Genomic DNA, 20,989 nt, shown 5'->3' with positions numbered 1-20,989 from the left:
TTGGGAGAGGACCTACCCGGCGCCCGTGCAACAACGCCATTGCATAAATGCAAATAGCAGCCGCAATTTTTCACCGCTGGACAACAGCGCCGGATTTGCCCGCGCCCAGACGGGAAACGCCGGTCGACTTTGGAGAGGTGGGGAGAGGGTAGAAATGGTCGGGGCCCAGATCATTCGATCTGGGCCCCGATGGTGCCACGACTGGGACTCGAACCCAGGACCTCAGCCTTACCAAGGATGCGCTCTACCACTGAGCTACCGCGGCGAAGAGGAGGGGGCGTATAGCGAACGAAACGCGGTTGGCAAAGCCAAAATCGTCTTGACCGAACGTCGCACCGCTTTCACCTGTGGACATATGAGCCAGAACCCCAAGCCGCATAACGAGAAAGCCGAGCGCGAAGCGCGGCTGGCCCAGGCGCTGCGCACCAATCTCCGCCGTCGCAAGGCTGCGCCCGCCGCCGCCGCCAAACCGGAATCAGCGCCGTCGGGCGACGACGCCCCCTCCGACTGAGGAGGAACCTTGAGGAATCGGTGCAGCCCCTTGCGCGGGCTCTTGCAACCAGTAGAACCGCCCTTTCACATGTGACCGCGCGGCGACATCCCCCGACAGGCCGCGCGACGAGGGACTTTCATTGGATCGTATCGCCATCACCGGCGGCGCGCAGCTGAACGGGATCATCCCGGTGAGCGGCGCCAAGAACTCGGCCATCAAGCTGATGGCGGCCAGCCTGCTGACCGATCAGCCGCTGCGGCTGACCAACATGCCGCGTCTGGCCGACACCAAGTTCCTGGGCAAGCTGCTGACGCGCCTGGGCGCGAACGTGGACGAGCGCGAAGGGCCGGACGGTTCGGAAACCATCCTGCACGCGGCCGAGATCACCAGCGGCTTCGCGCCCTATGACCTGGTCCGCCAGATGCGCGCCTCGTTCAACGTGCTGGGTCCGCTGATCGCCCGCACCGGCCAGGCCAAGGTCTCGCTGCCCGGCGGCTGCACCATCGGCGCGCGTCCCGTGGACCTGCACCTGCAGGCTCTTGAGGCCTTGGGCGCCAAGATCGACCTGCATGAGGGCTACGTCTACGCCCAGGCCCCGCGCGGCCTGAAGGGCGCGGAGATCACCTTCCCGTTCGTCTCGGTGGGCGCCACCGAGCACGCCATGCTGGCCGCCGTGCTGGCCGACGGCGTCACCCACATCCACAACGCCGCCTGCGAGCCCGAACTGCTGGACCTGCAGATCTGCCTGAACGCCATGGGCGCGAAGGTGGAAGGGGCGGGGACCCCGACCATCACCATCACCGGCGTCGCCAAGCTGCACGGCGCGACCCATTCGGTGATCCCCGACCGCATCGAGATGGGCACCTACGCCGTGGCCGCCGCCATGGCCGGCGGCGAGGTCCAGCTGACCCGCGCCCGTCCCGAACTGATCGACAGCCTGCTGGTCAAGCTGGAAGAGGCCGGCGCCGGCGTCATCCGCACCGAGGACGGCGTCATCATCAAGCGCAACGGCCACCGCCTGAACGCCGTGGACGTCGAGACCCAGCCCTATCCGGGCTTCGCCACCGACCTGCAGGCCCAGTTCATGGCCCTGATGACCACGGCCAAGGGCGAGAGCCGGATCCGCGAGACCATCTTCGAGAACCGCTTCATGCACGCGCCCGAGCTGATGCGCCTGGGCGCCGACATCTCGGTGTCGGGCGGCGAGGCCGTCGTGCGCGGCGTCGAGCGGCTGGAAGGCGCCGAGGTCATGGCCACCGACCTGCGCGCCTCGGTCAGCCTGGTGATCGCCGGCCTGGTCGCGCGCGGCGAGACCACGGTCAGCCGCATCTATCACCTGGACCGCGGTTTCGAGCGGCTGGAAGAAAAGCTGGGCGCCTGCGGGGCCCAGGTGCGCCGGATCAAGGGCGAAGCCGAAAGCGACCTCGACCATGACTGACGTTCCCGCGCTCAAGCTGCTGGCCCAGGACGCCGACGACCTGGCGGTGGTCTCGGCCGCGCTGCAGGACGCGGTGGCCAAGATCGGCGACATCCGCTGGGACGCCTCGGCGCGCACCCTGACCCTGGCCTGCAACCGTTTCCGCTGGGAATCGGGCGGCAAGAAGGGCCAACGCATCCGCTCGGCCCTGCAACTGGGCGACGTCACCGGCGTCCAGGCCCGCAAGCTGCGCCGCGACGCCAAGAACGCGGTGGTCGAGCTGCTGTCGGTGGCCTTCGAGCCGGCCGAGGCCCCGGGGGGCGCCGTGCTGCTGACCTTCGCCGGCGGCGGCGACCTGAAGGTCACCGTCGATTGCCTGGACGTGGTCCTGGCCGACGTGTCTGAGCCCTGGTCGACGCCGCGCAAGCCGGGTCACGCGGACTAGGCGGCGCGGGCCGGAAGCGGCGCGTTACGCGACCAAGGCCCGGGTTCGGACGAAGTTCGCGTCTTTTCGCTGGCCATCGCGCCGCATGACGGCTAACGGCGCGTTATGGTCGAACCTCACCCTTCCGGGGGCTATATCCTCGAAGAGCTTGCCGTCGGGATGACCGCCGAAAAGCGCGTCACCGTCACCGAGGCGCGCATCCGGCTGTTCGCCGAAGCCTCCGACGACTTCAATCCCGTGCACATGGACGAGGCCTTCGCCTCCAAGACCGCCTATCGCGGCCGGATCGCCCATGGCCTGTTGTCGGCGTCGTTCGGCTCGGCGGTGGTCGGCACCATCCTGCCGGGCGCGGGCGCGATCTATCTGGGGCAGACCCTGGCGTTCCATCGGCCGGTGCGCATCGACGACGTCGTGATCGCCCGCGTCACGGTCTCGGCTATCGACGAAGTCAGCGCGCGCGTCACCCTGCGTTGCGAAGGCCTGGTCGGCGAGGACCTGATCATGGACGGCGAGGCCACCGTCCGCGTTCCGCGTCGTCGCAAGCCCGCGAAAGCCTGAACCCGACTTCACGGGGACACACACTCGCTCTACCGTGCCGACCTCGCGTAACGGAGGCCCGATGACCGAAGAGACGTCCCCCAAGCGCCTGCCGATCCGCTGGCTGACCCTGGCCGAGATCGTGGCCGTCGCGGCCCTGGTGATCACCGGCCTCAGCTTCTGGGACAGCCACCGCGAGCGCATCCGCGAGGATCGCGATCGCGCCGCCGCGACCGCCGAGAAACAGGCCGAGGCCCAAGCTCAAGCCAAGGCCGCCGCGCTGAAGCAGACCTTTGTCATGACCGGCGCGCGCGAGGACGGCGGCGCCAAGGTGGCCCTGACCTCGGTCAACGAAGGCCAGGTGATCCAGACCCAGACCGTCTGGTTTCCGCCCGAGATTCGCGGCGACAGCGTCGAGACCACCGGCAATCCGCGCCTGGAGGCCGGCTGGATCGAGAACGGACTGCGCAAGCACGCCGGCAAGGCCAGGACGGGTCGCGTGCCCGTCGGCGTGCTGACGGTGTTCATCGAGGACGGCCAGACCAAGACCGACCGCGCCGTCTATCAGTTGGGCTACAGCATTCACCCGCGCACCCTGCGGGCCGACAAGGTCGAGCTGGAAGGCCTGTCGGTGGCCCGCCGCGACGTCTCGGGCGACCTGCAGGCGGCGGCCGGCAATCTGTGGTCGGCGCGGTGAGGACGCATGTCCTCGTCCGCGGAGCCCTGATCGGCGCCCTGGCCGTGGTCGCGGCCGCCACCAGCTCGCTGGCCCGGATCGACGCCGCGCCGCGCGCGATCGTCTTTACCGCCGCCAAGACCGCCGATCTCGGCTGGAAGGCCGTCGCCTGCGCCGTTGTCGACGGCGGTTGCGGAACCGACAGCGACGCGGCCAAGCTCTATCGCGCCGCCAATCTCGGCCCCAGCGACTACTACGCCATCCTGCAATCGGGCCCGACCTTGCTGACCCTGTCGGTCGACGCGGACAAGCATTGGCGGATCAAGGAACGCTGGAGCCTGCGGGACTACGTCCCGACGACGCAGCCCGACTCGGGCGATCGCGCCGATCCGCCCCACCTGTTCCCCGCGCTGTATCCGTTGGGGCCGGGCGACTGGGGCGTGGCGCTTCTGCAAGGCCGCAGCGAGATGTATTCGGGCGGCGGCGCCAGCGTCGAGGTCGCCGACTTCGTCAGCCTCAAGGCCATCGCCGCCTCGGCCCAGAGCGCCAAGCCGGTCTATGGCGGCGTGCCGTTCAGTTGCAGCAAGATGATCCGGGCCTGCTTTTCGGAGCAGGAGTACAAGACCTCCAAGCATTGCCACGACGAGTCCACGGGCAGTTTGAGGATCCGCTACGCCGCCGCGGCGCCGGGGGCGGCGCGCCACGGCTGGACCTTCGTCTGGAACGAGACGGACTGGCCCCAGGATACGCCGGAGTCCAAGGCCACGCACGAGACCTCGACGATCGACATCCCGCCCGGCGAGGCTTTCGACACCTCCAACGGCGGCTTCCCCTACTGCGACGGCGGCTTGATGGAGTAGGGCGCCAGGCCCTGATCGCGAAGGCTGACGCCACGGACGTCATGACGACCGGCCTGGCGCGTGCTTGGATGTCGCGAGGCGGCGCTCATGCGGCGAAGACCGCCGAACCAGGAGAGACGACATGGTCGTTGTCAGCGTGCTCTATCCCGCCACGGTCGGCGTCAGTTTCGACCACGCCTATTACGACGCGACCCACATTCCGCTGGTCAAGGCGGCCTTCACGGCCACCGGCCTGACCGACGTGAAGGTGTTCCATGGCCTGTCGGCGGCCGACGGCGGCCCCGCGCCGTTCGTGGCCATGGCCCATCTGACCTTCGAAAGCCCCGAGGCGCTGGGCGCCAGCATGGGCGGTCCGCGCGGCGACGAGATCCGGGCCGATGTCGTCAACTTCACCACGATCCAGCCGGTGATCCAGGTCAGCACGGTAAGCTGACGGTCCTTCCTGGCGATCATGGTTAATGCGCCCTTAACCATGATCGCGGCTTGTGGCCCCGTGTTTCAAGCCAGTCGCGATTCGTAATTTCGCGACGTTCGAGTCGAGGGCGTCATGGTCAGCAGCGTCACCAATACCGGCTATGCGGCGAACCCCTATCTGGCGACCAGCGCGGCCTCGACGGCCGCGACGACGACCGGTTCGACCGACACCTCCGGCGCGGCCGCGGCCAAGACCAGCGGCTCCAGCGTCAACGTCACCCTGTCGGCCGAGGCCCAGGCGGCGCTGGCGGCGCAGAACGACACTCGCACGACCGACGCCGTGGTCTCCTCCGCCCGTTCCACGCTCGACAAGCTGCTGGGCGCGGCCAAGGCGTCCAGCGCGCTGAAGGACGGCAAGGCGACGATCGACGTCTCGGGCCTGGACCGCCGCAGCCTCTACGCCATCGCCAGCAACCAGGGCGGCAAGTTCTCGATGGAAGAGCAGGTGGTCGCCAGCCTGCAGATGAAGGCCAACCGCGACACCTCCATGTCGGCTGCGGCCTCGACCATGCGGGTGACCGGCGACTATGCCGGGCTCTACAAGGCGGCCCTGGCCAATCTCGAGGCCGCCGGACCCGAGGAAAAGGCCATGGGGCAGTGGGCCAAGGACAAGGCCGCCCTGACCGAGGGTCTCAAGCAGGCCACCGCCAAACCCGGCGTCCAGCCCACCGGCATCGACGGCGATCCGGTCGCGGCCTATCTGAAGGACGTGGGCGGCGTGGTGTCCAACCCGCGCACGCGCGACATCAACGCGGTGGCCTCCGACGTCCGCTCGGTGCTGGACAAGCAGTACGCCGCGGCGACCAAGGACGGGATGGCCACGGGGCCCGACGAGGGATCCATCGACTTCTCCAAGTTCGACGATCGTTCGCTGGCGGCCGTGGCCCTGAACAAGGGCGACCAGTTCTCCGAGCACGAGGTCGCCCAGGCGGCGGCCGAGGTAAGGACCCGCAACCGCGACAGCGTCTCCAGCGCCTACAAGAGCACCCAGGGCTCCGACAGCTCGGCCTTCGGCAAGAGCCTGATCACCCAGTACGCGTCGATGAGCGACGAGGAACGCCAGGCCGCCGGCTGGACCCCGGCGCTCTACAACAAGATGGTCGAGGTCCAGAACCTCTCGGACAAGCTGGCCTCGATGTTCAACGGCGACGGCAGCGTCAACACCGGCGGGACCAGCCTGCTGGACTACCTGTAGGGCCGTGATTGCCGCTGGACCGGGCGGCGCTCTGGGTTAAGACGGAAGCAACGCATTTCCGAACACGGAACCGGCTTCCCATGACCCTGAAATCCACCGGCCGCGCCGCCCTGTTGGCGCTCCTGCTCTGCGGCGTCGCCGCGCCCGTCCTGGCCCAGACCCAAGCACAGGGGGCCGCGCCGCCGATCCCGGCGATCCTGACCACGCCGGAAGCCCACGACATCCACTCCTACGCCCAGCCCCTGGTGGCGCGGGTGACCCATGTGGACCTGGACCTGACCGCCGACTTCGCCGGCCAGAAGATGACCGGCACGGCCGCCCTCGACATCGCCGCCGCGCCGGACGCGAAGGAGGTCGTGCTCGACAGCAAGGGCCTGGTGATCCACGGCGTCACCGACGACAAGGGCGCGGCCCTGCCGTGGACCCTGGGCAAGGCCGATCCGAACCTGGGCGCGCCGCTGACCGTTACGCTGAACGGCGCCCGCCGCATCATCGTCAGCTATGACAGCGCCCCGGGCGGCGCGGCCCTGCAATGGCTGACCCCGGCCCAGACGGCCGGGAAGGTGAAGCCCTACCTGTTCAGCCAGGGCGAGGCGATTCTCAACCGCACCTGGATCCCCACCCAAGACAGCCCCGGCATCCGCCAGACCTGGACCGCCCGCATCGTCGCGCCCGAGGGCCTGAAGGCGGTGATGAGCGCCGAGATGCTGACGCCCGACGGCGAACAGGTCGCCGGCGGCGGCCGCGCCTATCGCTTCAAGATGGACAAGCCGGTCGCCTCGTACCTGATCGCGATCGCCATCGGCGACATCGCCTTTACGCCGCTGGGCCAGCGCACCGGCGTCTATACCGAGCCGTCGGTGATGAAGAAGACCGCCTACGAGCTGGTCGACGTCGAGAAGATGGTCGAGGCGGCCGAGAGCCTCTACGGCCCCTACGCCTGGGGCCGCTATGACCTGCTGGTGCTGCCGCCGTCGTTCCCGTTCGGCGGCATGGAGAACCCGCGCCTGACCTTCGCCACGCCCACCATCATCGCCGGCGACCGCTCGCTGGTCAGCCTGGTGGCGCACGAACTGGCCCACTCGTGGTCGGGCAACCTGGTAAACAACGCCACCTGGTCGGACTTCTGGCTGAACGAGGGCTTCACCGACTATTTCGAAAACCGGATCATGGAGAAGCTGTACGGCAAGCCGCGCGCCGACATGCTGGCCGATCTGGGCTGGAGCGACCTGCAGGACGCGATCAAGGACGCCGGCGGCCTCACCGGCGCCGACACCCGCCTGCATCTGGACCTGACCGGCCGAGATCCCGACGACGGCATGACCGACATCGCCTACCAGAAGGGCGCGACCTTCCTGCGCACCATCGAAAAGGCCGTCGGGCGCGAGCGCTGGGACGCCTATCTGAAGGACTACTTCGCCCGCCACGCCTTCCAGAGCCAGACCACGGCCGGCTTCGTCGCCGACCTGCGGGCCAACCTGATCAAGGGCGATCCCAAGCTCGAGGCGCAGATCGGCATCGACAAGTGGGTCTATGACGTGGGCCTGCCCGACAACGCCGTGCACGTCCATTCGGCCGCCTTCCCGGCGGTGGACGCCCTAGCCGCCGCCTACGCCAAGGGCGGCCCGGCCCCGGCCGCCAAGTGGACGGCCTGGAGCACGCCGGAACGCACCCGCTTCATCGCCAGCCTGCCGCGCGCGCTGTCGGCGGAGCGTCTCGCGACACTCGACAAGGCCTTCGGCCTGTCGGCCCAGGGCAACAGCGAGATCCGCTTCGTCTGGCTGGAGCTGGCCGTGGCCAACCGCTACGAGCCGGCCTTGCCGTCGCTGGAGGCCTTCCTGACCGACCAGGGGCGCCGCAAGTTCGTGGCCCCGCTGTTCAAGGACCTGATGGCGCAGGGCGACTGGGGCCAGCCGATCGCCAAGCGCCTCTACGCCAAGACCCGGCCGCTCTATCACGCCGTCACGCGGCAGACGGTCGACGGGATCGTGAAGTCGTGATGGGGTGAATAGTCGTTTCTCGCGAAAATCGCGCGTTTTCGTCGTTTTTGTCAGTTTTTGGCGTCGAAAACGCGCTTTTCGAGTCGATTTTCGTCCGAAATCGCGCCGAAATTCGCTCGTGAGGCGAGTTTTCGTGTTAACCCTGACCGTGCGCTCCCGTCAGAGGAGCGGGCCTCGTTAGGGAGAGATCGCCATGGCTGACGCCGTGTTCGCGACCCGTGTGCGTGCGCGTTCCGTGTTCTTCAAAAAGTGCGACATCAACAAGCCCGAAGCCGCCGAGCTTCGGCACGCCGGCCCGTGTATCCAGTGGGGCCGGCTCGGCATCGTGGCCATGGTCCTGGTGTTCGGCGCCGGGCTGGCGACCCTGGCCTATGCGGGGGGGTAGGGTGACCTCAAGGCGCGGGCGGGCCGAAACGGTTCTCGCCGGCCTGGCTCGCGCCGGCCAGCAGGAAGATCAGCAGGCCCAGCGACGCCAGATAGAGGATGTTGTTGGCGAAGATCAGACCGAACATCGCCAACGTGCCCGGCGAGACGTCGCTTTGCCTCATCATCGTCTGGAAGATGGGTGGAAACAGGATCATCCCGGTCGTCAGGAAGACCAGCGGCGGCAGGCCCCACCAGCCGCGCCGGCCCCGGTCGTGCAGCCGCCGCGTGACGGCCGCCGCCAGCAGGGCCACCGCCACCGCGCAGCCGGCCCGCATCACCGCGAAGAAGGGCGTCATGTCGGGCATCAGCTCGGGGTGATCGCCATGGATCTCGATCGAGTAGGAGCCGGCCCCCTGGGTGATGGTGGCCTGGTCGGGATGCGCGATCGCGAAGGCCTGCATCTTGGCGAAGCTCGACATCACGGTCGGCGCCACGATCGCGGCCGTGGCCAGGAAGAACAGGGCGATCACCAGGCCGGCATAGGGCCAGAAACGGCTGGCGGTGTCCCGCCCTGAAAACCGCAGCAAACCGGTGAAGCCGCTGCGGATGGATGCGACGAGTTCGTTCATGGCCTGTCCCCCTGACCCGCCAGAGAGTTAAGGCGATTCACCGGTCGGGGCGCGAGGGCGAAGTTTCCGCGTGACCTCCGCCGAACGCTGGTCGATGGTCCGCCCACGACGCATCGCGGGGGCGAGATGAGCGAGACACCAAAGTCCGTTGGCGACAACACCCTGTGGAATTCGGACCTGGCGCCGACCTCGGCCGCCCAGCGCACCTGGAAGGCGCGGCACTTCGCGGCCCTGTGGCTGGGCATGGTCATCGCCGTGCCGGCCTACATGCTGGCCGCGGGCCTGATCGAGCAGGGGATGTCGGCGAGCCAGGCGGTGTGGGCGGTGCTGGCGGGCAATGTCATCGTGCTGGTCCCGATGCTGCTGATTGGTCATGCCGGCGCGAAATGGGGCGTGCCCTATGCGGTGCTGGCGAGGGCCTCGTTCGGCTGGCGCGGCGCGCGGGCGCCCGCCCTGGCGCGAGCCATCGTCGCCTGCGGCTGGTACGGCATCCAGACCTGGATCGGCGGCGGGGCGCTGCTGACCCTGCTGGGCGTGATGGTCGGCAAGAGCCTGATCGGGCCGCTGGTCCCCGTTCTGGGGATCGGCGTCGGCCAACTGCTGTCGTTCGCCGCCTTCTGGCTGATCCAGCTGCTGTTCGTCACCAAGGGCCTGGAGACCGTGCGCAAGCTCGAGACCTGGACCGCGCCGGTCAAGCTGCTGGTCTGCGGCCTGCTGGTCTGGTGGGCGCTGAGCAAGGCCGGGGGGCTGGGCCCCATCCTGCACGAGCCCAGCGCCTATGACGCCGGCGGCGCCAAGGCCGGCCGGTTCTGGAAGGACTTCGGCCCCGCCGTCACCGCCATGACGGGCTATTGGGCGACCCTGGCCCTGAACATCCCCGACTTCACCCGCTTCGCCCGCAGCCAGAAGGACCAGGTCGTCGGCCAGGCGGTGGGCCTGCCCGGGCCCATGGCGCTGCTGGCGACCATGAGCGTCATCGTCACCTCGGCCACCGTGCTGATCTATGGCAAGCCCGTCTGGGACCCGGTGGCGCTGTCGGGAAACATCGGCGGGATCGCCGTGCTGGTGGGCCTGCTGATCATCAGCCTCGACACCGTCTCGTGCAACATCGCCGCCAACCTGGTCGGCCCGGCCTACGACTTCTCGGCCCTGTGGCCGCAGCGGATCAGCTATCGCACCGGCGGCTACGTCACCGCCGCCATCGGCGTGCTGATCATGCCGTGGAAGCTGCTGGAGAGCACGCAGGGTTACATTTTCGTCTGGCTGACCGGCTACGGCGCGCTGCTGGGGCCGGTGGCCGGGATCCTGATCGCCGACTACTGGCTGCTGCGTCGCGCCCGGCTGGACGTCGAGGCGCTTTACGACCGCAGCGGACGCTATACCTACTTCAAAGGCTGGAACCTGGCGGCCGTGGCGGCCTTCCTCATCGGTGTCGCGCCGAATCTGCCGGGTTTCCTGAAGGCGGCCGGCCTGCCGGCGGCGGCGAAGATCGGGGCGCCGTGGACGGGCCTGTATGACTATGCCTGGTTCGTCGGGGCCGGGATCGCGGCGGCGGTCTACGTCGCGGCGATGCGCGTGGGCGGCGGGGCGAAGGCGTCGGTTGTCGATTGAGTGCGGGAAAGGCTTGCCGCGATGAGCGAACTGACCATCTGGACCTACGACTGGACGCCTGAAGGCCCGCGAGGCTTCGTGCGCGATCTCAGGCTGAGATGGGCGTGCGAGGAGGCCGGTCTCGACTACGCCGTCCGCACGATCCCCTTCGAGGGGCGCGAGACCAACCATCTCGAGCGACAGCCGTTTGGGCAGGTTCCCTACCTGGACGATGGAGACCTGAAACTCTTCGAAAGCGGCGCGGGGTTGCTGCATCTGGCCCGAAAGAGCGACAGGCTGATGCCGGTCGACCCAGTCGGCGCGGCCGAAACGCTGCAATGGACGATCGCCGCGCTCAACTCGATCGAGATGGTCAGCGTGCCGTGGTGGTTCCTGAAGATCTGCGGCGACGAGGACAATCAGCTGACCGGATGGATGGGCCAGCGCCTCGACCATCTGGAAAGGATCTTCGGTGAGCGGACGTGGCTGGTGGCCGACCGCTTCACCGTCGCCGACCTGCTGATGACGGATGTTCTGCGGGTTCCGAAAGTGCGGGCCTTCGGCGATCGGCCCGCGACCGAGGCCTATGTGACCCGGGCGACCGATCGCCCCGCCTTCCGGAAGGCCCGGGCCGACCAGATCGCTCTTTTCGAGGCGGCCGACGCGAAGAGGGCGGGGGCGATCTGACGTTTGATCCTCTCTTCGAGAGAGGGTTGGCGCGCGATTACCCCAGAGCCCGCGCCAGGTAGGTCACGGTCTTTCGTCCGCCATGGATCTCGCCCGCGCCCACCGGCGCGAAGCCCAGGTCGGCGTGGAAGGCGTCCGAGGCCGGATTGGGCGGGTTGGAGTTGACCTCGCAGACCACCCGCTCGTGTCCGGCCGCGCGGGCTCGCTCGAACAACAGCTGATAGAGGCGGCGGGCATGGCCCCGGCCACGCGCCTCGCCGGCCACCACGATGCGGTCGACATAGACGAAGCGCGGGAAGCGCTCGCGGAACCACAGGAAGTTGGGGCTGTCGTAGTCGGCGTCCTGGTCGAAGGCCAGGAGCAGGGCGTCGGCCTGGCCGATCCGCTCGGCCAGGAACGCCTCGCCCACCATGTGCGCCAGCCGGGCCGGTTCCAGCCACGACAGCTCCACCGCATGGGCGTTGTTCAGGGCCAGCAGGGCGTCGGCCAGATCGGGCAGGGTCGCCAGGTCGGCGGGGGTGACCGGGATCGGGTCGAGCTGGGTCATGGGTGCTCCTGGTTGGCGTGAGCGCTTCTACGCGCTGAGCGGCTTTGGGGACACGCTCACTTGCCCCCACCTGGCGGCTTCGCCGCCTGTCCGCCCCCGCAGGGGGCGGAGCCTCACGCACCGAGCGCTCTTCCCCCCCCCTTGGGGGAAGACGACCGCGAAGCGGTCCGTAGGGGCAGGTGTTCGCCGCACCAAACCTCTTGTGTCTTGCCCAAAAACCCGCATCTAGGCCGCATGCGCCGCTTCAATTCCGCCGACCCGTCCTTCCCCGCCGCCTTCAAGGCCTTCCTCGACGAGCGTCGGGGCGCGCCCGAGAACGTCGACGCGGCGGCGCGCAACGTGCTGGACGCCGTCCAGGCCGATGGCTTGAAGGCCGTGCTCAGCTTCACCAGCCGGTTCGACGGCGTGGACCTGACCGAGGAAACGATCCGCGTCACCGCCGAGGAGATCGCGGCCGGCGCCGCCCAGGCCTCGCCCGAAGTCCGCGAAGCCATCGCCTTCGCCGCCGCCCGCATCCGCGCCTTCCACGCGCGCCAGAAGCCGCAGGACCAGAGCTGGACCGACGAAGCCGGCGTGCAGCTGGGCTGGCGCTGGACGCCGCTGGAGGCCGTTGGCGTCTATGTGCCCGGCGGCCGCGCGGCCTATCCCTCGACCGTGCTGATGAACGCCGTGCCCGCCCAGGTGGCCGGCGTCGACCGCATCGCCATGGTCACCCCGCCCGGCAAGCTGGAGCCGGCCGTGCTGGCCGCCGCCAAGGAGGCCGGGGTCACCGAGATCTGGCGGATCGGCGGAGCCCAGGCCGTGGCCGCCCTGGCCTATGGGGCCGGACCGATCCAGCCGGTCGACAAGATCGTCGGCCCCGGCAACGCCTACGTCACCGCCGCCAAGCGCCGCCTCTACGGCGTGGTCGGCATCGACGCCCTGGCCGGCCCGTCCGAGATCGTCGTGGTCGCCGACAAGAACAACAATCCCGACTGGATCGCCGCCGACCTGCTCAGCCAGGCCGAACACGACCCGGCCGCCCAGTCGATCCTGATCACCGACGACGAGGCCTTCGCCAAGGCGGTGTCCGACGCCGTCGACGCCCTGCTGAAGAGCCTGGCCACCGGCGTCGACGCCGCCGCCTCGTGGCGCGACCACGGCGCGATCATCCTCGCGCCCCTGGACGACAGCCCGCGCCTGGTCGACCTGCTGGCGCCCGAGCACGTCGAGTTCGCCATCGACGAGCCCGAGCGCCTGGCCGACCGCGTGCGCCACGCCGGGGCGATCTTCCTGGGCCGCCTGACGCCCGAAGCCATCGGCGACTACGTGGCCGGCTCCAACCACGTGCTGCCCACCAGCCGCGCGGCGCGCTTCCAGTCGGGCCTGTCGATCTACGACTTCCTCAAGCGGACCTCGATCGTGAAGTGCGACGCCGCCTCGTTCGGGATTCTCGGACCGCACACGGTGGCGCTGGCGCAGGCCGAGGGCCTGCCGGCTCACGCCCTGTCCGCGTCCATTCGCCTGCCTTCTGGCCGGTTGCCAACCAAGCCGTAAGGGGCAAGTCTGCCGTCGATGTCCGCGCCCAAGGCCAACCAGTCCCTGAAATCCATCCTCATCGATGAGGACAGCCTGGCGGCGGCTTCGCGTGACCAGGAGCAGGAGCGGCAGGTCGCGATCTTCGACCTGCTGGACGGCAACTATTTCGAGCCGGCAGAGGCGGCGGGCGGACCCTATGACCTGAAGCTGTCTCTGGTCGAGAATCGCCTGGCCTTCGATATCGCAGGACCGGACTACGAGCGTCGGCACCTGCTGTCCCTGTCGCCCTTCCGAGGGGTGATCAAAGACTATTTCATGATCTGCGACAGCTACTATTCGGCGATCCGCAATTCCTCGCCGCAGCAGATCGAGGCCTTGGACATGGGGCGGCGGGGCCTGCACAACGAGGGCTCGAACCTGTTGCGCGAACGGCTGGAGGGCAAGGTCAAGACCGACCTCGACACCGCCCGCCGGCTGTTCACCCTGATCTGCGCGCTGCACTGGCGGGGCTAGGGGCGTTGTCGGGCGAGCTTCCAGGCGCGGTGCTCTTCGCCTGCAACTTCAATCGCGTGCGCTCGCCGATGGCCGAGGCGCTGTTCAAGCACTTCTACGGCACGCGGGCGTTCGTCGATTCGTGCGGGCTGAAGCCGGACCCGTCGGACGACGGCGTCGATCCGTTCGTGGCGGTGGTCATGGACGAGATGGGCCTGGACGTCACCCGCCACAAACCCAAGAGCTTCGCCCAACTGGAGGACGACAGTTTCGACGTCGTCATCTCGCTGACCCCCGAGGCCCAGCACCGGGCCGTGGAGCTGGCCCGAGACCGCGCCACCGACATCGAATACTGGCCGACTCACGATCCGACCCTTGCGGACGGCTCGCGCGACGCCATGCTTACTGCTTACCGCGAGGTTCGTGACGCTCTGGCCACGGCGATTCGACAACGTTTCGGCGCGCCATCGACGTTCGGGGGGTGAATGCGCTATACACCCCGCCTCGCAGCCGCGATCCGCTCCCCGACTCAATCGTCGCGGGGGCTTTACCGGCATGGCGTCACCCGTTTTGAGAGGCCTGATGGCTAAGGAAGAACTGCTCGAGTTTCCCGGTACGGTCAGCGAATTGCTGCCCAACGCGACCTTCCGCGTGAAGCTGGAGAACGATCACGAGATCATCGCCCACACCGCCGGCAAGATGCGCAAGAACCGCATTCGCGTGCTGGCCGGCGACAAGGTGCTCGTGGAAATGACGCCCTACGACCTGACCAAGGGCCGCATCACCTACCGCTTCAAGTAGGGCTGGCGGATGGTCGTCCAGCGGACGCCGCTGGTCCTGGCCAGCGCGAGCCCCCGGCGCCTGGACCTGCTCACGCAGGTCGGCGTCGCCCCGGATCGGGTCGATCCCGCCGACATCGATGAAACGCCGTTGCGGGATGAGACCCCGCGCCGCCACGCCTTGCGCCTGGCGGTCGAGAAGGCGCGCGCCGTCGCGCCTCGCTCGCCCGGCGCCATCGTCCTGGCCGCCGACACCGTCGTCGCCGTCGGTCGCCGCATCCTGCCCAAGGCCGAAACGCCCGAGCAGGCGGCCTACTGCCTCAAGCTGCTGTCGGGACGGAACCACAAGGTGCTGACCGGCGTGGCGGCCATCGCTCCCGACGGGCGCGAGGCCTCGCGGCTGGTCGAGACCCGCGTGCAGTTCAAGCATCTGTCCGACGCCGAGCAGGCCGACTACCTGGCCGGCGGCGAATGGAACGGCAAGGCGGGCGGCTACGGCGTGCAAGGCGTGGCGGGCGGCTTCATCATCGACCTGCACGGCTCCTACACCTCGGTGGTCGGTCTGCCGCTGTACGAGACGCTGAACCTGCTGACCGGCCTGGGCTATCGAAAATGAGCGAACGGCGCGCCTACCTCTATACGGGCATCGGCGAGACGGTCGGGGTCGTCACCCTGGACGGTCGCCCCGAACGCCTGGTCGCCCAATGGGACGGCGACGACCCGCTGGACGCCGAGGGCGTGCGCGGCGTCGCTCGGGTCAAGAAGATCGAGCGCGCCTTCAACTCGGCCTTCGTCGCCCTGCCGGGCGGCGCGGATCTGCTGTTGGCGCTGAAGCCCGACATGCCCAAGCTGGTCGAGGGCCAGGTGGTCGAGGTCGAGATTCGCAATCCCTCGCGTCGCGACAAGTCGGCCGTGGCCCGCTATGTCGGCCCGGCCGAGGGCGAGCCGCGCGTGCTGGCCCTCGCCCCGACCATCGACGAGCTGCTGCGCTTGTGGGTGAAGTCCGGCTCGCCGACCCAGGGCTTGGCCGCCCTGGAGGCGGTTGAGGCCGCCGAGGCCGAGGCCCTGGAGACCGTCTTCGCCCTGCCGGGCGGCGGCGACGTCAGCATCGAGGCGACCCGGGCCCTGGTCGCCGTCGACGTCGATCTCGGCGCCCGCGACGGTGATTCCAAGAAGGCGGCCCGCGCCGCCAACATGGCCGCCTTCACGACAGCCGCCCGCATCCTGCGCCTGAAAGGGCTGGCGGGGCTGGTGGTCTTCGACCTGGTCGGTCGAGGCCACGACGGTCCGGCCCTGACCACGGCGGCCCGCAACGCCTTCGCCATCGACAATCCCGGCGTGGGCCTGGGCCCGATCAGCAAGTTCGGGGCGCTGGAGATGATCGTGCCGCGCCGGACCAAGCCGATTCTCGACCGGCTTCTGGACGAGTCGGGCGAACCGTCGGCGCGCCATGGCGCTCTGCGTCTGGTCCGGGCCTTCGAGCGCGAGGGCAGGGCGGATCCCGGCGGCAAGCTGGCCGGCCGCTGCAACGCCGCCGTCGCCGAGGCCTTCGCGGCCCTCGACACGGCCCTGGCCGACAAGATCGGCCGCCGCTTCACCTTGGCCGTCGTCGCCGACTGGCCAAACGACCGTCTGGAGGTCGCATCCTCATGAGCGCCTGTCCGATCTGCAAGAAACCCGCCGAGCAGGCCTTCCGCCCGTTCTGCTCCAAGCGCTGCGCCGACATCGACCTGAACCGCTGGCTGTCGGACCGGTACGTGGTGCCAGGAGCCGACGAGGACGAGGAGAATCCGCCGTCCACAGACTTCGGTCGCGAATAGTTCAAGATCGCTTCAACAGGGGCTGGACTTCGTTTTTAGCCTCCCCTATAGACGCGGCTCCCCGCCGCAAGGTGGGCGCCGAGGTGGTTTACACCGCCTTTTGGCCTAGGCCTGGATAGCTCAGCTGGTAGAGCAGCGGATTGAAAATCCGCGTGTCGGTGGTTCGAATCCGCCTCCAGGCACCACCTCCTTTTCAAGCGAACTCCTCGTCCCGTTTTCTCCACGAGCGGGATTGTGTCGCTGAATCTCCGCGGCTTCGCGGGAGAGGGGGCGTAGTGCTGGCGCCGCGATCTTGATCATATCCGTCCGCCTCAGGGCAGATGTGAAATTTTAGCGGTCTGCGGCGAGGCCACGTCGAAATCGACCAGCGGGAAACGCTGTCGAGCGCGTCGCCGATTCCTGGAGTGGTCGTTTAGACGATCCGGGGGAGGTGAGCGGGGCACTGGCGTGGTGTTGGGTGATCGATCGGACCTGGCGAAGGTTCCGTCGCTGACAGGGTGGGTGACGACGCCATTTTCGTTCCGGCGCCGACGCGAGAGGCGATTTGCGGCGTCGAAAGGCTGACCGGTGGTGAAAATCCGGTCTCCGCGGGGCTAGTCGAGGCGGCTATGCCGGTGGCGGAGGTCAGACCACTGGTGGAGGCGTTTCGCGGCTAGATTGAACTCTGGCGTCATGCGCGTTCCGATCAGGTCTGCGAGACCGATGTTTTGTAAGCATGCTGCGCCGCAACATCGATATTCCCTTTGGCAGGGAAAAACCGCCCTCAAATCCTGATTTCTCATTTGTGCGGTGCGGCAACGGCATGGGGTGCATCGGAGGGGCGGTGAATTTATGCCTCTTCGAACCCCTTGACGGTACGAAAAGGGGTTGCCAAAGGACCCCTGCCGCAATTCTAACATTGCGGTAAGATCGCAGCCTTCCCGGAGGCGGCGATCACACGCGCTTCGAAACGATCCTTCTTGATGGGCATGAGCCTGGCTTGGGGGGCGTAACGGGTCGAGCGCAGCGAAGCGGGTTCGCAGGACGTCCGAGCGATCGGCCAGCTTGCGAGCTATTCAAGTTAGGGTGGAGACGCTCTCGCGCGACGACCCTCGGTCCAAACGTGCTAGACCAATCAGGAACTGGCGACAGATGCTCGACATTAAACGGAAAACCCCCCTCATCGCTCTCGTCGGCGCCATGGCGCTGATGGTGAGCGCCCCGGCTTTTGCTCAGGACGCTGCGGCTCCTGCGCCGGCCACCACCGAAGCGGCCGCTCCGGCCGCCGCCGCGCCGGCCCCGGCCGCCGCGCCCGCTGAAGAGCCCCTGGACGCCGGCGTCGCCGCGACCGAAAAGATGAAATCCCACTCCCTGACCCCGATCGGCATGTTCTTGTCGGCCCAGGCGGTGGTTAAGGTCGTGATGATCGGCCTGATCCTGGCCTCGGTCTTCTCGTGGGTCCTGCTGATCACCAAGCTGTTCGAGTTCGGCGCCCTGAACAAGCAGTCGGACAAGTTCCTGGAAGCCTTCCGCGGCGCTCGCTCGATCGCCGACATCGCCCGCATCGGCTCGTCGGAAGAATTCGAAGGCAACCCGATGGCCGACATGGCCGCCGCGGCCGCCCAAGAAGTCGAACTGTCGCGCCAAGCTGGCCTGGCCGTCGGCGGCGAACACCGCGACTCGACCCTGTCGCGCGCCACCTACGCCATCAACGCGGTGCAAGCCTCGCTGGCCAAGCGTCTGTCGGGCGGCATGGTGTTCCTGGCCTCGGTCGGTTCGGCCGGTCCGTTCATCGGTCTGTTCGGTACGGTTTACGGGATCATGACCTCGTTCATCGGCATCGCGAACACCAACACGACCAACCTGGCCGTCGTCGCTCCCGGTATCGCCGAAGCGCTGCTCGCCACCGGTATTGGTCTGTTCGCCGCTATCCCGGCCGTTATCTTCTACAACTACTTCCAGACCCGCATTTCCGGCTACGGCACGCGCTCTGAAGGTTTCGTTGCTGAACTGATGAACGCCATCTCGCGCCAGCTCGACAAAGGGGCGTAAGACCGATGGCCGCCAAACTCTCAGGCGGTGGGGGCGACAGGTTTAATATCGACCAGAACAGCGAGATCAACGTTACGCCCTTCGTGGACGTCATGCTGGTCCTCCTGATCATCTTCATGGTGGCGGCTCCGCTCGCCTCCGTGTCGGTCGAAGTGAACCTGCCGCCGGCGGTCGCGAAACCGTCGCCGAGCCCGCCAAAGCCTGTCTACATTTCGATCAAGGCTTCGGGAAAGGTCTTCATTGGCGACGACCCCACTACGGTCGACGAGATGGGTGCGGACCTCACGAAGAGCATCGGTCGTCGCGATCCCACCAAGGAGCGCATCTATATCCGTGCCGACGAAAAGACGCGCTACGGAGCTTTCATGGAGGTGATGAACACCCTCCAGGATAACGGCTTCTATAGCGTGGCGCTCATCGGCAAGGATCAAAACAGCTAGGGGTGATGCATGGCTGAACAACAAGCGCCTGAGCATCGCCACTACGACCCGCTCACCTCAGACGGCCCGCGACGCAAAAAAGGTGGCCTCGGCGCCTTTGGTATCGCGACCCTCGTCGTCGTCGGTTTGCACGCTGCTTTGTTCGCATATCTGGCGAAGCAGAAGTTCGAAGCGGTGATGAAGGAGTATCACGACGACGCCGTGGACGTGGAGCTGCCTCCGCCGCCCCCGCCGCCGCCGCCGCCTCCTCCGCCCCCGCCGCCGCCGCCGACCAATGCTCCGCCTCCGCCTCCCGCGGTGGTGCAGCCGAGGCCGCCGATTGCGCCGCCGCCGGACGTGACGCCGCCGCCGCCGCTGCCGATCCCTCCCGTCAAGGAGCGGGTCGAGCAAACGGCTCCGCCGGTGATCTCGAACGTGCCGCCGGTTCCTTCGAACCCGCCGGCTCGGGCTTCGGTGATCACCAAGCCGGACTGGGCCCGCAAGCCCACCGGCGAGGACATGGCTCGCTACTACCCCGACCGCGCTCAGCGGATGGAAGTTGGCGGTCGCGCGACCCTGTCGTGCACCGTCACCGCCAAGGGGTCGCTGGAAGGCTGCTCGGTCGTGTCGGAAAATCCGGCTGACTACGGCTTCGGCGACGCGGCCCTGAAGTTGTCGCGACTGTTCCGCATGAAGCCGAAGACGCTTGACGGCGCCCCGGTGGATGGTGGTCAGATCACGATCCCGATCGTCTTCACGGTCCCCCGCTAGGGACCGAGGCGACAGGCCAAGAAACGAGCGCCTCGGAGCTTTATCGCTCCGGGGCGTTTTCGTGTGAAAAGCAGTGTTTCGACGCTTGATCCGGCTCTCGCGTCCGACTAAAGACACTCCCTCGCGATGCGCCGCCTTAGCTCAGTTGGTTAGAGCGCCGGTTTGTGGAACCGGAGGTCCTCAGTTCAAGCCTGAGAGGCGGTACCATCGTGAAGCCAAAGAGCCCTGGGTTTGCGCCCGGGGTTTTTTCGTTCCGGGGCCGCGCCTAGGCGTGATGGTGACCGTTGAGGCCGCTCCAGAGCCGCCAGCCGACGAGGGCGATCGCGAGCCAGCCCGCCAGCAGGCCGGTCATGGGCCGGGCTTGCCACCAATAGCGAATGCGACCCTGGGCCGCCTCTGAAGACGTTTTCACGCTGGCCTCCGGACTCTCGCGCGACCTTCGCGCATCCATTCGCCGACCCTCAGGCTGCGCCCAAAGACGGTTTCGCGACAGTGCGGCACAGCGCCGCTTCCCATCGATATGGGGATGGATTAGTCGAGGCGATAGTCTGCCACCGGGCTGTCGCGCAGGAAGGCCTCGATCCGCTTGCGGTTCTGGATCGCGCGCTGACGGCGGCGCAGGGCCTCGCCCGCCGACGGGGTGACGACGGCGCAGATCAGGAAGAGCGAGACGATCAGGATCATGAAGGCCCAGAGGCGACGACCAGAGCCGGTCGCCCCTCAAACGCCTGGGCGGTGTGGTTGATCCGCCCCGACGTCCGAAGCCGGTGACGGGGACTAGGGCGTGATCGCCCCCGGTTCGTCGTCGACCATGGCCTTGACCAGGTCGACCACCCGGCGGCGCAGCCGGCGGTCGTCCAGCCGCGGGAACAGGCCGGCCAGCTCCAGGCCCTCAGGCGTGGCCACGAACTGGGTCATGCGCTGGGCGAAGCCGTCGTCGGCGCCGTCGTGGTTGGTCTCGTCCAGCCCCTCGAAGAAGTAGGACACCGGCGACTGCAGCAGGCGCGCGGCCTCGTAGAGCTTGGAGGCGCTGATCCGATTGGCCCCGCGTTCGTACTTCTGGATCTGCTGGAAGGTGATGCCCAGAGCCTCGGCCAACTGAGTCTGGCTGAGCCCCAGAACCTTGCGGCGAATGCGCAGACGGGCCCCGACATAGAGATCGACGGGGTGAGTCGTGTCGGAAGGGGGTTTGTCGGTCATCCGCGTCACGTTCCTCCCAGCCGCCACACGCCACATCGCGAGG

Annotated in this window: 27 protein-coding genes and 3 tRNA genes; 24 read left to right on the top strand and 6 right to left on the bottom strand. The window is 67.9% G+C overall.

Annotated features, from left to right (window positions below; genetic code table 11):
* Nucleotides 1-190: 190 nt before the first annotated feature.
* A tRNA-Thr gene (locus G3M62_RS17220) sits at nucleotides 191-265 on the bottom strand.
* A 90-nt stretch (nucleotides 266-355) separates the two neighbouring features.
* Here G3M62_RS17220 and G3M62_RS17215 point away from each other — a divergent pair.
* From G3M62_RS17215 to G3M62_RS17170, 10 genes are all read left to right on the top strand, one after another.
* On the top strand, nucleotides 356-511 hold the full coding sequence (locus tag G3M62_RS17215) for a hypothetical protein (RefSeq protein ID WP_165189118.1): 156 nt from the start codon (nucleotides 356-358) through the stop codon (nucleotides 509-511).
* A gap of 121 nt (nucleotides 512-632) precedes the next feature.
* Complete coding sequence (gene murA / locus G3M62_RS17210) at nucleotides 633-1,931, top strand: UDP-N-acetylglucosamine 1-carboxyvinyltransferase (RefSeq protein WP_165189116.1); 1,299 nt, start codon at nucleotides 633-635, stop codon at nucleotides 1,929-1,931.
* Nucleotides 1,924-2,355, top strand: coding sequence for a DUF2948 family protein (locus G3M62_RS17205; protein WP_165189114.1), 432 nt, complete (start codon nucleotides 1,924-1,926; stop codon nucleotides 2,353-2,355). Before murA ends, G3M62_RS17205 begins: the two co-directional genes overlap by 8 nt.
* A 105-nt stretch (nucleotides 2,356-2,460) precedes the next feature.
* A complete protein-coding gene (locus tag G3M62_RS17200) occupies nucleotides 2,461-2,913 on the top strand; it encodes a MaoC family dehydratase (protein ID WP_165189112.1) in 453 nt (150 codons plus the stop codon).
* Nucleotides 2,914-2,974: 61 nt separating this feature from the next.
* A complete protein-coding gene (locus G3M62_RS17195) occupies nucleotides 2,975-3,589 on the top strand; it encodes a hypothetical protein (RefSeq protein WP_165189110.1) in 615 nt (204 codons plus the stop codon).
* Nucleotides 3,586-4,428, top strand: a complete 843-nt coding sequence (locus G3M62_RS17190; RefSeq protein ID WP_165189107.1) for a hypothetical protein — start codon at nucleotides 3,586-3,588, stop codon at nucleotides 4,426-4,428. The genes G3M62_RS17195 and G3M62_RS17190 overlap by 4 nt, the downstream gene beginning before the upstream one ends.
* 121 nt (nucleotides 4,429-4,549) lie before the next feature.
* Nucleotides 4,550-4,861: an EthD family reductase gene (locus G3M62_RS17185; protein ID WP_165189104.1), complete on the top strand. Its 312-nt coding sequence runs from the start codon at nucleotides 4,550-4,552 to the stop codon at nucleotides 4,859-4,861.
* A 114-nt stretch (nucleotides 4,862-4,975) separates the two neighbouring features.
* On the top strand, nucleotides 4,976-6,097 hold the full coding sequence (locus G3M62_RS17180) for a hypothetical protein (protein WP_165189102.1): 1,122 nt from the start codon (nucleotides 4,976-4,978) through the stop codon (nucleotides 6,095-6,097).
* Between the two features lie 80 nt (nucleotides 6,098-6,177).
* Nucleotides 6,178-8,097: a M1 family metallopeptidase gene (locus tag G3M62_RS17175; protein ID WP_165189100.1), complete on the top strand. Its 1,920-nt coding sequence runs from the start codon at nucleotides 6,178-6,180 to the stop codon at nucleotides 8,095-8,097.
* Between the two features lie 193 nt (nucleotides 8,098-8,290).
* Complete coding sequence (locus G3M62_RS17170) at nucleotides 8,291-8,482, top strand: hypothetical protein (RefSeq protein ID WP_165189098.1); 192 nt, start codon at nucleotides 8,291-8,293, stop codon at nucleotides 8,480-8,482.
* Nucleotides 8,483-8,489: 7 nt separating this feature from the next.
* Here G3M62_RS17170 and G3M62_RS17165 read toward each other — a convergent pair whose 3' ends face one another.
* Complete coding sequence (locus G3M62_RS17165) at nucleotides 8,490-9,092, bottom strand: DUF805 domain-containing protein (protein WP_165189096.1); 603 nt, start codon at nucleotides 9,090-9,092, stop codon at nucleotides 8,490-8,492.
* 126 nt (nucleotides 9,093-9,218) lie between these two features.
* On the opposite strand from G3M62_RS17165, the gene G3M62_RS17160 reads away from it, so the two are divergent.
* Nucleotides 9,219-10,703, top strand: coding sequence for an NCS1 family nucleobase:cation symporter-1 (locus G3M62_RS17160; protein WP_165189094.1), 1,485 nt, complete (start codon nucleotides 9,219-9,221; stop codon nucleotides 10,701-10,703).
* A gap of 21 nt (nucleotides 10,704-10,724) precedes the next feature.
* Nucleotides 10,725-11,369: a glutathione S-transferase family protein gene (locus G3M62_RS17155; protein WP_165189092.1), complete on the top strand. Its 645-nt coding sequence runs from the start codon at nucleotides 10,725-10,727 to the stop codon at nucleotides 11,367-11,369.
* 37 nt (nucleotides 11,370-11,406) lie between these two features.
* Here the strand turns inward: G3M62_RS17155 and G3M62_RS17150 are convergent, their stop codons facing one another.
* The gene (locus G3M62_RS17150) at nucleotides 11,407-11,916 is read right to left on the bottom strand and encodes a GNAT family N-acetyltransferase (RefSeq protein WP_165189090.1); all 510 of its coding nucleotides are present in this window, start codon (nucleotides 11,914-11,916) and stop codon (nucleotides 11,407-11,409) included.
* Nucleotides 11,917-12,150: 234 nt separating this feature from the next.
* Between G3M62_RS17150 and hisD the strand changes: the two genes are divergently transcribed.
* From hisD to G3M62_RS17090, 12 genes are all read left to right on the top strand, one after another.
* The gene (gene hisD / locus G3M62_RS17145) at nucleotides 12,151-13,452 is read left to right on the top strand and encodes a histidinol dehydrogenase (RefSeq protein WP_165189088.1); all 1,302 of its coding nucleotides are present in this window, start codon (nucleotides 12,151-12,153) and stop codon (nucleotides 13,450-13,452) included.
* A gap of 18 nt (nucleotides 13,453-13,470) precedes the next feature.
* Entirely contained in the window at nucleotides 13,471-13,947 is a 477-nt protein-coding gene (locus G3M62_RS17140; RefSeq protein WP_165189086.1) for a UPF0262 family protein, read from the top strand.
* Nucleotides 13,948-13,952: 5 nt separating this feature from the next.
* Nucleotides 13,953-14,411, top strand: a complete 459-nt coding sequence (locus G3M62_RS17135) for an arsenate-mycothiol transferase ArsC (RefSeq protein WP_165189084.1) — start codon at nucleotides 13,953-13,955, stop codon at nucleotides 14,409-14,411.
* A gap of 97 nt (nucleotides 14,412-14,508) precedes the next feature.
* Nucleotides 14,509-14,727, top strand: coding sequence for a translation initiation factor IF-1 (gene infA, locus G3M62_RS17130; RefSeq protein WP_004617696.1), 219 nt, complete (start codon nucleotides 14,509-14,511; stop codon nucleotides 14,725-14,727).
* A gap of 9 nt (nucleotides 14,728-14,736) precedes the next feature.
* A complete protein-coding gene (locus G3M62_RS17125; RefSeq protein ID WP_165189082.1) occupies nucleotides 14,737-15,321 on the top strand; it encodes a Maf family protein in 585 nt (194 codons plus the stop codon).
* Nucleotides 15,318-16,358, top strand: a complete 1,041-nt coding sequence (locus G3M62_RS17120; RefSeq protein ID WP_165189080.1) for a ribonuclease E/G — start codon at nucleotides 15,318-15,320, stop codon at nucleotides 16,356-16,358. Before G3M62_RS17125 ends, G3M62_RS17120 begins: the two co-directional genes overlap by 4 nt.
* Nucleotides 16,355-16,525: a DNA gyrase inhibitor YacG gene (gene yacG, locus G3M62_RS17115; protein WP_165189078.1), complete on the top strand. Its 171-nt coding sequence runs from the start codon at nucleotides 16,355-16,357 to the stop codon at nucleotides 16,523-16,525. The genes G3M62_RS17120 and yacG overlap by 4 nt, the downstream gene beginning before the upstream one ends.
* Nucleotides 16,526-16,634: 109 nt before the next feature.
* Nucleotides 16,635-16,710, top strand: a tRNA-Phe gene (locus G3M62_RS17110).
* A gap of 946 nt (nucleotides 16,711-17,656) precedes the next feature.
* On the top strand, nucleotides 17,657-18,556 hold the full coding sequence (locus G3M62_RS17105) for a MotA/TolQ/ExbB proton channel family protein (RefSeq protein ID WP_029589236.1): 900 nt from the start codon (nucleotides 17,657-17,659) through the stop codon (nucleotides 18,554-18,556).
* Nucleotides 18,557-18,561: 5 nt separating this feature from the next.
* Nucleotides 18,562-18,996 carry a biopolymer transporter ExbD gene (locus tag G3M62_RS17100; protein WP_019847727.1) on the top strand — a complete coding sequence of 145 codons (435 nt, stop codon included), beginning with the start codon at nucleotides 18,562-18,564 and terminating at the stop codon, nucleotides 18,994-18,996.
* Nucleotides 18,997-19,005: 9 nt separating this feature from the next.
* Nucleotides 19,006-19,746, top strand: coding sequence for an energy transducer TonB family protein (locus tag G3M62_RS17095; protein WP_165189076.1), 741 nt, complete (start codon nucleotides 19,006-19,008; stop codon nucleotides 19,744-19,746).
* A gap of 130 nt (nucleotides 19,747-19,876) precedes the next feature.
* Nucleotides 19,877-19,953, top strand: a tRNA-His gene (locus G3M62_RS17090).
* 58 nt (nucleotides 19,954-20,011) lie between these two features.
* Here G3M62_RS17090 and G3M62_RS17085 read toward each other — a convergent pair.
* From G3M62_RS17085 to G3M62_RS17075, 3 genes are all read right to left on the bottom strand, one after another.
* Nucleotides 20,012-20,158: a hypothetical protein gene (locus G3M62_RS17085; RefSeq protein ID WP_165189074.1), complete on the bottom strand. Its 147-nt coding sequence runs from the start codon at nucleotides 20,156-20,158 to the stop codon at nucleotides 20,012-20,014.
* Nucleotides 20,159-20,277: 119 nt separating this feature from the next.
* Nucleotides 20,278-20,430, bottom strand: coding sequence for a hypothetical protein (locus G3M62_RS17080; protein ID WP_165189072.1), 153 nt, complete (start codon nucleotides 20,428-20,430; stop codon nucleotides 20,278-20,280).
* Nucleotides 20,431-20,523: 93 nt separating this feature from the next.
* Nucleotides 20,524-20,946: a helix-turn-helix domain-containing protein gene (locus tag G3M62_RS17075; RefSeq protein WP_165189070.1), complete on the bottom strand. Its 423-nt coding sequence runs from the start codon at nucleotides 20,944-20,946 to the stop codon at nucleotides 20,524-20,526.
* Nucleotides 20,947-20,989: the final 43 nt, after the last annotated feature.

Source organism: Caulobacter soli, assembly GCF_011045195.1.
Lineage (GTDB): Bacteria > Pseudomonadota > Alphaproteobacteria > Caulobacterales > Caulobacteraceae > Caulobacter > Caulobacter soli.
This window is presented reverse-complemented; position numbering and strand designations above follow the sequence as displayed.